At 34.5% G+C, this 12546-nt stretch carries 11 protein-coding genes; all 11 read left to right on the forward strand.

Annotated features, from left to right (window positions below):
* Window positions 1–40: 40 nt before the first annotated feature.
* The 11 genes from DOK78_RS06305 (at window position 41) to DOK78_RS06355 (ending at window position 12495) form a co-directional block, all read left to right on the forward strand.
* The gene (locus tag DOK78_RS06305; protein WP_207941213.1) at window positions 41–694 is read left to right on the forward strand and encodes a response regulator transcription factor; all 654 of its coding nucleotides are present in this window, start codon (window positions 41–43) and stop codon (window positions 692–694) included.
* The gene (locus tag DOK78_RS06310; protein ID WP_207941211.1) at window positions 681–2282 is read left to right on the forward strand and encodes a HAMP domain-containing sensor histidine kinase; all 1602 of its coding nucleotides are present in this window, start codon (window positions 681–683) and stop codon (window positions 2280–2282) included. Before DOK78_RS06305 ends, DOK78_RS06310 begins: the two co-directional genes overlap by 14 nt.
* A complete protein-coding gene (locus DOK78_RS06315; RefSeq protein ID WP_207941210.1) occupies window positions 2269–3123 on the forward strand; it encodes an ABC transporter ATP-binding protein in 855 nt (284 codons plus the stop codon). Before DOK78_RS06310 ends, DOK78_RS06315 begins: the two co-directional genes overlap by 14 nt.
* The gene (locus DOK78_RS06320; protein ID WP_207941209.1) at window positions 3120–3872 is read left to right on the forward strand and encodes an ABC transporter permease; all 753 of its coding nucleotides are present in this window, start codon (window positions 3120–3122) and stop codon (window positions 3870–3872) included. Before DOK78_RS06315 ends, DOK78_RS06320 begins: the two co-directional genes overlap by 4 nt.
* A 169-nt stretch (window positions 3873–4041) precedes the next feature.
* On the forward strand, window positions 4042–5073 hold the full coding sequence (locus DOK78_RS06325) for an ABC transporter substrate-binding protein (protein ID WP_422389692.1): 1032 nt from the start codon (window positions 4042–4044) through the stop codon (window positions 5071–5073).
* Window position 5074: 1 nt separating this feature from the next.
* Window positions 5075–6655, forward strand: a complete 1581-nt coding sequence (locus tag DOK78_RS06330; protein ID WP_207941207.1) for an amidohydrolase — start codon at window positions 5075–5077, stop codon at window positions 6653–6655.
* A gap of 89 nt (window positions 6656–6744) precedes the next feature.
* Window positions 6745–7725, forward strand: coding sequence for a LacI family DNA-binding transcriptional regulator (locus tag DOK78_RS06335; protein ID WP_207941206.1), 981 nt, complete (start codon window positions 6745–6747; stop codon window positions 7723–7725).
* A 172-nt stretch (window positions 7726–7897) separates the two neighbouring features.
* A complete protein-coding gene (locus tag DOK78_RS06340; RefSeq protein WP_207941205.1) occupies window positions 7898–9211 on the forward strand; it encodes an ABC transporter substrate-binding protein in 1314 nt (437 codons plus the stop codon).
* 60 nt (window positions 9212–9271) lie between these two features.
* Window positions 9272–10150, forward strand: coding sequence for a carbohydrate ABC transporter permease (locus tag DOK78_RS06345; RefSeq protein WP_207941204.1), 879 nt, complete (start codon window positions 9272–9274; stop codon window positions 10148–10150).
* A 2-nt stretch (window positions 10151–10152) separates the two neighbouring features.
* Window positions 10153–11001, forward strand: a complete 849-nt coding sequence (locus DOK78_RS06350; protein WP_207941202.1) for a carbohydrate ABC transporter permease — start codon at window positions 10153–10155, stop codon at window positions 10999–11001.
* A gap of 15 nt (window positions 11002–11016) precedes the next feature.
* On the forward strand, window positions 11017–12495 hold the full coding sequence (locus DOK78_RS06355; protein WP_243430522.1) for a glycoside hydrolase family 32 protein: 1479 nt from the start codon (window positions 11017–11019) through the stop codon (window positions 12493–12495).
* The last annotated feature ends 51 nt before the right edge of the window (window positions 12496–12546 follow it).

Raw genomic sequence — 12546 nt, forward strand, 5'->3', positions numbered from 1 at the left:
CATATCCATAGTGTTTACTAAAGATAGAGGAGGCAACGGAATGGCTCATATTTTATATTTAGAAGACGATCGTGTCATTCGCGAAGTTGTATGTGAATATTTGTTGTTGCAAGATTATGAAGTCGATTTAGCTGTTGATGGGCAGGAAGCTCTAGTGACATTAACACAAAAAAAGTATGATGTAGCGATTCTAGATATTATGGTTCCTTTTGTATCAGGTTTAGAAGTATTGGAAGTTATTACTCAAACACAACCGCAATGTGCAACCATCATGTTGACGGCTTTAGGGGATGAAAGCAATCAGCTTGAAGCATTTAATCGTCTGGCTGATGACTATATCATCAAACCATTTTCACCACTTGTTTTATTGAAAAGAATTGAAGCCGTTTTACGTAGAACCAGGAATAAACCGGAATTAACGAATGGTTTGGAAGTGCGTCAAGAAAATTTTCAAGTGTATTATAATCAGCAATCGTTGCAACTTACAGTCACGGAGTTTTTAATTTTTGAAGCGATGTACCAACATCCAAAGAGAGTGTATACAAGAAATCATTTGCTAGAAATTATTGCACCAGATGATTTTATGGTGAATGATCGTGTGATTGATGCGCATATTAAAAATTTGCGCAAAAAATTGCCTGTTGAAGTGATTCGAACTGTAATTGGAATGGGGTATTGTTATGAAGAAAATTAGCTTAACAATTACTCAAAAGACAATGATTTATACGGCATTTACAACATTATTATTAGGGAGCTTGATTATTGGTTATTTTCTATGGATGTTACCAGGACTCTATGCTCGTTACAAAACAGATCGGTATTTGCAAACAACCGAAGAAGTGCAACGTCGTTTTATCGAAGGAAAGCTGTTTTCCGATGACTATCAATTATCAGAAAATTTTTTGCTGATGAGTCTAAAGTTGCCTCATACCGGTGAAACCATTCAATTATCTACAACAAATGCGACCATGGATGTTGTGTTGAAAGCTCCAGAAATAAAAGAACTTTATCATAAATTACGCACATCGTTTCAGGTGAAGGATCCTGAAAAAGAATTTACACTTAGTTGGAATGAACAAGATTTTGAACCTGTTGAAAAGCTAATCAAAAACCTATCTACCCCGATTCAACAAGAACTTATTGAAATAAACAATGTCCAAACCTATCCTTTTGAAATGCTGGAAGATTCAGAAAATCAAGAAGTGTATACTACCGCAGATGATATTTTAATTTTTGCGGGGACTGTCGAACAAAATGCTAATAGCTATGCAAGTTATGTCGCTTTTAAAGAAGTTAATCAGGATATTTACGTGACGTTTGCTTCGGCGATGACGCCTAAATTAAATGAACTCTTTCCCATTGTTTTACAAAGTACGCCAATGATTGTTGCTGTTTTGTTGGTGATGTCTTTGCTGATTGCGCGATGGTTTAGCCGAAAATTAGCTTATCCTATCGAATTACTCGCTCAGCAAGCCAGAATTCGTGACAAAGAGCAAGCGCCTGTATTTCATCAGCCCAATAAAGGTGATGAATTAGAAGTCTTAGAAAAAGCGTTGAATCAAATGCATCTGGAATTACAAAAGCAGTTAAAAGAAGTACATCGTCAAAATCAAGAATTGGCAGCGATTAATCACAAGCAACAGTTGTTACTTACTAATGCCTCTCATCAATTAAAAACACCTATTGCGTCATCGTTATTACTAGTTGAAAGCATGATTCATCGTGTAGGAAAATATCAAGCAACCGCAACTTATTTGCCTGAAGTAAAAAAAGAAATTCAAAAAATGCAACAAATTGTCCAACAATTAATGTTTTTATTTGAAGAACATTCAAGAGAAGCAACTAAAGTGATTGCTGTTGATGGTATATTACAAGGGATTTGGCAAATGTATCAAGAAAAAGCCCAACAACGAGAGCTAACGATTGAGTGGGAACTGATGCCGGTTTTTATTGAAACAGAAGAAGCATTATTTGTATCAGTGCTTGATAATTTGATTCAAAATGCGGTGAAATACACGCCACGTAATCAGCGAATTAAGATTCGCTTGACATCACAAGAATTGACGATTATTAGCGAAACTGCCAAAATTTCCGAGCAACTTATTCAGCATATTCACGAACCCTTTATTCGAGATACGAAAGAAGAGGAAGCAGGAACTGGTTTAGGATTATATTTAGTTGATAAATTTGTGCATTTACTGGAAATGACGTGGACGATTAAAAATACAGTTGATGGCGTACAGGTTACTTTAAACTGGAGGGATGAAAATGATAACCATTGAACGATTAAAAGTGGCTTACGGTAAAACCGTTGCATTAGATATTGAACGTTCAATTGAAATTCAAGCAACTGATCGTGTCGGGATTATTGGTTCAAACGGCGCTGGAAAAACGACACTTATTAAAGCTTGTTTAGGATTGATTAAATATGAGGGGAAAATTCTTTCAGAAGTGCGCCCTGAAGACATGGCTGTGCATATGCAGTTTAATCATTATGTAGATACGGTTAGTTGTAAGGTAATTTTAGAAGCGATTTTAAATACATCATATAAACAAAATACGAAACTACAAGAACTTGTTACATTTTTTGCTTTTGAAGAGAATTTAAAAAAGAAATTTAAAGATTTATCTGGTGGACAAAAGCAGCGATTTACCTTAATTTTAGTTCTAATGCAAGATGCACCTATCACCTTTTTTGATGAAGTAACGACAGGTCTGGATTTTGAAACACGTCGCGCTTTAATCCAAAAAATCTTACAATGGTATGAACATAAAAATGCTGCTATTTTATTTGTAACGCACTATTACCAAGAGCTGGAACAATTAACCAATAAATTAATTATCTTACATGAAGGAAAAGTGGTTGCTTACGATTCTCATCGAGCGCTCTTTCAAAAATATTGTGGGCATGCAGTGATTACCTTTGATGAGAATGAAACGATTGCGTTAACGCAGTATCGACAATTAATTGCACCAGAAAATACGGTAGCCATTGCTTGTGACAATCAAGAAGAAGAATGGCAATTAGCCCAGCATTTAATCCAAAAAGGCATCAACTTCAAACGTAGTAATCAAGACATAGAATTATTGACTCTAAATGCGATTGGAGGGAAAATGCGATGAAAAGATATGTAAAATATGAATTGTTAAATTCACTGGGCAACTTTTTCTCTATTTTATTTGGGATCATCTTTCCGATTGTGATGACGTTACTGTTTTATTCGATTTTTAATAAACAAATCCCTGAAAGTCAGCTGCCTCAATTTAGTACACAATTATTTGTGACCAACTTGTTGATTTCGCCATTAGCAGTTATTTACATTGGTTTTGCAGCGCTGTTTTCTCAAGAAATTGAAAAAGAAGTGACTGTAAGAATGGCGTTATTTGGTTACTCAGAGAAAAAACAAATGCAAGCAAAATTTTTAGCACAAGCCATAATGTCGAGTATCTCAGTAGCCATTTATATTGCTGTAGTGACACCGTTTCTTAGCGTTCCTTTGCCAACCATTTTTGGGTTAATGGTTTTTGTTAGTGGTGTGTGCTTGTTGAGCTTTAGTTTGTTTTTAGCAGCGTACGGAATTTCTTTATTAATGAAAAAATTCAGTACAACATTTGGGATTGTGATGTCTACGTATTTTTTAATTATGATTTTATCAGGCATGATGGGGATTCAAACCAATCAATTACCAAAACCTATTCAAAGCGTTGCTAAATTGTTGCCAACCACTCATATGATTCAAGATATGCCTAAATTATGGGAGAAAACGACTTATAATTTAATGCCAATGATTCAATCGATGTTATTTTTATTGGCCCTCTCCATTTTATTATATCTCGCAGGTATTCAATCAAAAAAACGCCGAATCAATTAATTAAAACCTTTAGCAGTCGTGAGCTGTTAAAGGTTTTTAATTTTTCCAATTGTATTTTTCCATAATATCAGCTATTCTACTCAAGAAAAACTATTTTTTGTAGAAAGAAGGAATTGATGAGTTGAAACGATTGGTAGTATTTTTTGGTGGCATCCTACTCGTTTTGAGTATTTTATTTGTTAGTAAAACTTGGTTGGCAAAAGAAACGGCGACGGTAAGCGAAGCGAGTGAAAATACAGTCATTATCTTTAACTGGGGGGAATACATTGATCCCGAGTTACTAGAAGCATTTGAAAAAGAATCTGGTTATCATGTCATTTACAATACATTTGATTCAAATGAAGCGATGGAAACGAAAATCAAACAAGGTGGAACGCGTTATGATGTCGTATTTCCAAGTGAATCGATTATTCCTAAGATGATTGAAGGGGATTTGTTAGTACCGATTGATCACAGTAAAATTAAAGGGATAGAAAATTTATCGAGCTTTTTAATGAATCAAAATTTTGATGAAAATAACCAATACTCATTGCCTTATTTTTGGGGAACGATTGGAATTATGGTGAATACAGATGAGATTGAAGCCGAGGCTATTCAGAAATGGGCAGATTTATGGGAGCCAACGTATCAAAATGATATTTTAATGGTAGATGGTGCTCGTGAATCAATAGGAATTGCATTACAAGCACAAGGATTATCTCTAAATGAATTAGAAAAAGACAAAATTGAACGTGGTGTAAAAAAATTAGAAGCCTTGCGACCAAATGTTAAGGCGGTTTTGACTGATGAAATCAAAACATTAATGATTAACAATGATGCACCCATCGGCATTGGTTATTCAGGGGATGCAGCGTTTGTAATGTCAGAAAATCCTGCTGTAGAATATATTGTTCCAGAAGATGGCGGAGCGATTTGGACGGATAATTTCGCTATTCCTAAAACTGTCAGCAATTTAGAAGGTGCATATGCTTTTATTAATTTTATGCTGCGTCCAGAAAATGCCAAACAGAATGCGGAATATGTTGGTTATGCAACACCAAATGAAAAAGCCAAAGCGTTATTACCAAACGAATTAACTGATAATGCTGCTTTTTATCCGCAACCAGAGGCAATGGGACAAATGGAACATTATGAATATTTAGGAAGAGATGCAGTCGAAATTTACAATGATCTTTTCTTAGAATGGAAGTTGGGGTTATAAGATGACAATTCTACGTTCAAATTATATTTTTGATACGATTACTAAAACGACTTTTGCAGGTTTTATTCAAATAGAAAAAGGCTTAATTAAAAAAATAGGTCCATTAGCAGACATTCCTCAAGGTGAGGTTATTGATTATTCTGAACAAATGATTATTCCAAGTTTTATTGATTGTCATGTTCATTTTTATTTGTCTGCGTTAATTCATGCGGGGCATTTAATTCAATTATCAGGAATATCCGAACAAGAATTTGCGCAACAAGTACCGGCGCTCCCAACAACTCATGGCTGGAAACTGGGTATTGGTTGGTTTAGTAGTGATTTTGGGCAAAACGTCTATCCAACCAAAAATTCAATTGATACAGTTTGTTCTGATGTTCCTGTTATGCTTATTTCTGGCGATGCCCATAGTATTTGGTTGAATACGAAAGCAATGGAAGTTTTACAAATTACCAAAGAAAAAATTCCTCAAGGGATTAGTGGGGAAGCAATTTTTGAAGAAAATGAATTAACAGGTTGCTTTTTGGAAGCAGTAGCGATTAATTATCTTGCTGAAGTATTAGAAATATTTAAAGAAAAAATAGCCGATACCTATTTAGCTTATATGGCTCACTTAAATCAAATGGGAATAACGACTATTGGAGATGTCGCATTAACTGGTGAAAGCTGGGATGATTTGGTGTATCCAGAATTATTTCAACAAATTGAAGAAGCAGCCACAACACGTGCCATTTTGTATCCAGCCATGCGCTCTGAAATTACGGAATTGACTGAAATTGCAGCGAAATATTGCTCACCTAAAGTGCAAATGGGTGGTGTGAAGCAATTTTTTGACGGTGTCACAAGTACGCACACTGCTTTTTTAAAAGAAGAATATGAAACACCTTATTTTGAAGGAGATGTAGGCAGTCCGTTAATTGCGACAGAACGGATGCGCCAATTGATTTTATTAGCCAATCAACAAGGATGGCCTATGAGAATTCATACGATTGGTGATGAAGCGATTCATCAAGCATTAACGTATTATCAAGAAAGCTTAGCAAAATTTCCATTGGCACAAGGCAAATACAATACGTTAGAACATTTAGAAGTGATGGATCCTACTGATTTAGCTTTAGTCAATCAAGAACAATTGGTCATCTCAGTACAACCCAGTCATTTATTAGTCGGATACGAGACATTAGAAGAAGAGGTCGGTACAAAACGGGCGGGCGAAATGTTTCCTTTTCAATCCTTCTTAACCCAAGGAGCAACGCTAGCATTTGGCACAGATACTCCAGTTGTAGTAGATGTTACACCGTTAGAGTCAATCTATTATGCAGTGGCTCGTCGGGAAAAATCAGGAGTTCCGACTGAACGTTTGATGCCAACAGAAGTCATCTCAGTAGCAGATGCTCTATATGCGCATACCCAAGGAGCTGCTAAAGCTTTGAGCCGCACGGATATTGGTACGTTAGCAATCGGAAACCATGCAGATATTTGTATTTTGTCTCAAAATTTACTTACTTGTTCAGAAGAAGAAATTTTAGAAACGGAAATACTTGCGACTATGATGGATGGAGAATGGGTGTATCAGAAGTGAGGGCTTGCGATGTTTCGCAAGCTTTTTTCTTAAAAAATAGAACCGTTTTCAATTTTCTGCTATTATAGTAGCAGAGAGGAGCGGATGATATGAAAGCAACAATGAAAGATGTAGCTGCTCTTGCAGGAGTTGGTGTAGGAACAGTTTCACGAGTTATTAATGGTGTACGTGTGAAAGATACCACAAGAGAAAAAGTTACTGCTGCAATTAAAGAATTAAATTATGAACCTGATGAATATGCACGTGGTTTAAAAACGAATAAAAGTAATACGATTGCTCTGATTCTTCCAACAATTTGGCACCCATTCTTTTCTGAATTTGCCTATTTTGTAGAAGTTGAGTTAAGTAAGCGAAATTATAAATTATTACTGTGTAATTCTGATGGAAATGCTGATAAAGAAAAAGAATATATTCAAATGGTGAAACAAAGTAAAGTAGATGGAATTATTGGAATTACCTATTCTGATATCGACAAATATGTCTCGGCTAATTTGCCTTTTGTAAGTATTGACCGTCATTTTTCTGAAGAGGTTGCTTATGTCACGGCAGATAATTTTAGCGGTGGTAAAATTGCTGCAATTGAATTAATCAAACGCGGCTGTAAAAAATTAGCTTATATTGGGGGAACGTCGCCATATCCAAATGAAACAAATAATCGAAAACAAGGATTCTATGAATTTTGTTTACAAAAAGAAATTATTCCTAGTACATTGGATATGTTTGAACCCATTACTAATTTGGAAGAACAACTTACACAATTTTTTAAGTCCCATCAAGAGATAGATGGTATTTTTGCAGTAAATGATTTTATGGGCTTAAAAGTAGTAGATGTCTTAAAAAAATTCGGGAAAGAGCCCATTAGCGACTATCAAATTATTGGTTTTGATGGAGTTAAAATGGCTGCAGATCAATCATTTGTTATTTCTACAATTGTACAACCTATTCAGGAAATGGCGTACCATTCCGTTCAAACAATATTATCTATGATTTCAAATGAAGAATTTCGTAAAAGAATTTTATTGCCAGTTATGTTTAAAGAAGGTAATACAACTAAAGTAATGAATGATTGAGAAGAAAGGAGCGAAAGTCATATGATTTTTGTTTCTTTTTTATTATTTAAAAAAAAAATCAAAAAACAATTGACAGGAAGCGTTTCCAATGATATTCTCATTTTACAAACTGAAACGTTTCCAATTTTAAAATAAAACGGAAACGTTTCAAAAATCGAAAGGAGCAACACACATGAAACGAAAATTGTTAGGTTTTGCAGCGCTATCGATATTATCAGTAGGATTATTGGCAGGTTGTGGTGGAGGAAATAGTAAGAAGGAAAGTAGTGATCCAGGTGATATTAAAATTTGGGTTCAATTTTCTGATGAAACACCAGAAGGCGTTGCATGGCAAGAAATTGTAGATGGCTTTAACAAAGAAAATGAAGGCAAGTATAAAGCAGTAACAGAATATATCCCTCGCAGTGGTAGTGGCGGTGGTTATGAAGATAAAGTAAATGCTGCAATTACTACGAATGGACTGCCAGATGTCATTACTTTAGATGGTCCTAATACAGCTGCTTATGCTCACTCAGGTGTTATTGCTCCATTAGACGATTACTTAAAAGATGCTGATATGGATGATGTGTTAGATAGTATTATTCAACAGGGGACGTATGATGGAAAAATGTATGCTTTTGGTTTTTCGGAATCCAATGTAGGCGTTTACTATAATAAAGAAATGTTTAAAGAAGCAGGTATTACAGAAGAACAACTTCCAACACTTGATAACCCTTGGACATGGAGTGATTTTAGCAAAATTAGTGAAATTTTGACTAAACATTTTGAGGGTCCAGCAATTGATATGCAAATTGCATCAAACGATGAAATGTTAACGTATGCTTATACGCCATTTATTTGGTCAAATGGTGGCGATGTGGTGAATGAAGAGGGAACAAAAGCAACTGATTATTTCAATGATAGCAAAACTGTTGAAGCTTTAGAATTTGTTCAAAGCTTGGTTAAAAATGGGTACACTACAATTAGTCCAATTGAAAAAGGTTTTGAAACAGGTAAATATCCAATGCTTTTAAGTGGTTCATGGACAATTTTTGATTTAGAAGAAAATTACAAGGATATTGATTATGGTATTTTACCTTATCCAGTTTCAGATACAACAAAAGAATTAGTCTCACCAACAGGTAGTTGGCAATTAGCAATGACAACTAAGACAGAGAAAAAAGATGCTTCAGCTGCATTTATTAAATATGCAACAAGCACAGAATCAAGTCGTATTATGAGTCTGGGTAATAGTGTTTTACCAATTCGTAACTCAACCATTGAATTAATTAAAGATGAAGTTTCTGAAGGAATGAGAACGTTAATGGAACAAAACCAACGTTCAGGTCATGCACGTCCAGTAGTTGTAGCATATCCGCAAGTTTCACGTGCTTTCCAACAAGCCATTCAAGATATAAGTTACTTCGAAGAAAATAAAGATGTTCAAAAAGTTGCGGATACACGTGCTGAAGAAATGCAACAAGCGATTGATAATTCACTAAAATAAAACAAATTGTACTCTGACAATTATTTTGTCGGAGTACTCTTTTAACAAAGGGGGAGCAATATGTTCAAGAAACCAACATTGAAAGATAATATAATCGGCTATGGTTTTTTAAGCCCGGCATTGATTTTACTAGCAATTTTTTTAGTTATTCCAGTAGGGATGGTTTTTTATTACGCTTTTACAGATTATTACTTATTAACACCCGATGCTCGACAATTTATTGGCTTAGAAAATTTTCAACGATTGATTAAAGATCCAATTTTTATTAAAAGTATCTGGAATACAGCAAAGTTTGTAGTTTGGATTATTCCCGTTCAACTAGGAGCAGCTTTAGGAATGGCATTAATTATCAACAAACAACGTAAAGGAAATATTTTCTTTAAAGTTGCTTTTTTTGCACCAGTAGTTATGTCTTTAGTTGTTATTTCGATTTTATGGTTGTATTTATTAAATCCTAACGAAGGATTAATTAATACGTTACTCACAAAAATTGGTCTTCCTTCACAACCATTCTTGACTAGTCCAAAACAAGCGATGTATACAATTGTTTTTGTATCAGCGTGGCAAGGAGCAGGTTACCAAATGCTTCTCTTTTTAGGCGGTATGCAGAATATACCCAATGATGTGTATGAAGCAGCCGAAATTGATGGCTTTTCCAAATTCCAACAATTTCGTTATATAACAATGCCTTTATTAAAACCAACAACCATTTTTGTCGTATTAACTACATTAATTTCAGCTTTTAAACTAATCATTCAGCCAATGGTTATGGCACAAGGTGGACCAATGAATTCTACAATGACGATGGTGTATTATATTTATCAAACTGGTTTTACCGATCGCATGGTAGGGTATTCTAGTTCAATTGCGTTAATCTTTACAACTATGATTGGCTTAATTACTCTCGCTCAACGTAAATTGATTAAGGAGGATAATTAAAAATGACAAGAAAAATAGGACCATTAATGATACTTGAATATATTTTATTATTTTTGTTAGCCGCACTTTTTATCTTTCCGATGTTATGGATGTTAGTTTCTTCAATGAAACCAGAAGCAGAAGTATATACAAATCTTACTTCTTTAAAAGCTTTTTTACCGAGTTTGAATCCAGCGAATTGGTTTAAAACATATCAAGAAGTACTGGAACGTTTTAGCATTACTACTTATTTAGCAAACAGTGTGTTTTATGGCTTAACGTTTGCTTTTGGTTCAATTATTGTCAATTCATTAGCAGGTTTTGCTTTTGCTAAAATTAATTTTTCAGGAAAGAAAATCATTTTTGGGATACTTCTGGCATTATTAATTATCCCAATGGAAACAGTTTTGATTCCACAATTTACGATTGTGAATGCTTTAGGATTAGTAAATACACGAATGGCAGTTATTCTTCCAGCGATGGCAAGTGTATTCAATATTTATTTATTTAGAAACTTTTTCATCGCAATTCCTGAAGAAATTATTGAATCGGCACGCTTAGATGGTGCCAGCATTGTACGTATTTTCTTTAGTATTATGCTACCTATGTCGAAGCCTGCGATTGCAACAGTGGGAGTATTATCCTTTATTGGTAGTTGGAATGATTATATTTGGCCATTAATGGTACTAACCGATAGCAGCAAATTTTCGATGCAAGTAGCTATAACAACTATTAACACCACTCAACCAGTTTATATTAATCAAGTAATGGCTGTATTGACCATCTCCACGATTCCACTGATTATTATTTATATTGTGGCACAAAAGTATATTTTACAAGGTTTAGGTGGTTCAGGTACTGGTATAAAATAAAAGGACGTGAAATTATTGCATAAAATTGAAGTTGAAAAGGCAAATGAATTTATCAGAAAGAAGATTCACGAAGTAATTCCAACTTATCGTAATCACTACCATTTAATGGCACCCATTGGATGGATTAATGACCCTAATGGTTTTGTTTATTTTAAAGGGGAATATCATTTATTCTTCCAATATTATCCTTACGATAGCGTTTGGGGACCCATGCATTGGGGACATGCGAAATCTAAAGATTTAGTTCATTGGGAAAGTTTACCTGTTGCTTTGGCACCCAGTGAAGAATACGATATTAATGGTTGCTTTTCTGGTAGTGCAATCGAAAAAGATGGTAAGCTGTATCTAATATATACGGGTCATGTGGAAGAAGGAGAATATCGCAGGGAAGTTCAATGTTTAGCTGTTTCTGAAGACGGTATTCATTTTGAAAAATATGTGAATAATCCGATTATTGCAGAAGAGCATATCGATGGTATTGGTAATATTGCCGAGTTTCGAGATCCAAAAGTTTTTCAACATGAAGATATTTACTATACAATTGTCGCGTCACAAACAGAAGATAAACGTGGTCAAATGTTGTTATTTGAATCAATTGATTTATTTGAATGGCGTTTTAAATCTGTTGTGGCAGAAGGAGAAGCAGACCAGGGAGTTATGTGGGAATGTCCCGATTTATTTCATCTAGATGGAAAAGATGTGTTGATTTTTTCTCCAATCGAAATGGAGCCAGTAGATTATTCATATTTGAATACTAGTTCAACAGTAGTGTTTATTGGCAAAATGGATTGGGAAACAGGAAAATTGGCTGTTGAGAATTATCATGAGATTGATTATGGATTAGACTTTTATGCACCACAAACATGTGAAGGTCCAAATGGGGAACGTATCATGGTTGCCTGGATGCAAATGTGGCACCGAACGATTCCGACACATGACTTAAAACATTTATGGTCAGGTTCAATGACGTTACCAAGAGAATTGCATGTCAAAGATAATTGTTTGATACAGACACCACCTAAAGCAATCTACGATGAATTTGAAGAAATAATTAGTATAGAAGACCAAATGATTGCCAGTGGTCAAATTAGTTTTGCAGGTAGTGTCTTTAATCAACAATATATACAATTAATTGTGGATATTGTTGAAGGACAAAAAATTACGTTCTTATATGCTCAAGATAAAGAGTCTTTACGACTTGAATATGATACGTCAACCTCGTTATTAAGTTTTTCACGAGAAAATATGGGTTATGATATTAAAGGGATTGAAAAAAAACAATTAACCAAAAGAGAAGTACGCATTCCGTTAATGGATAATCAGCTAAAATTAGAAATTTTCAGAGACACTTCTTCAGTAGAAATCTTTACTGCAACGGGTGAAACAATGACATTCACATTTTATGAGAAAGAAAAAGGAAACCATATGCATTTGCAAACTAGTGAAGGTCCTTTAGTAATTCAAAAATTTAAGAGTAGTAAGATTTCTAAATAAGTAAAAACTATGCCTATGCACTACAGGCATAGTTTTTTTCATTTTCACAAG

Source organism: Enterococcus sp. DIV2402 (genome assembly GCF_017426705.2).
Classification (GTDB): Bacteria; Bacillota; Bacilli; order Lactobacillales; family Enterococcaceae; genus Enterococcus_F; species Enterococcus_F lowellii.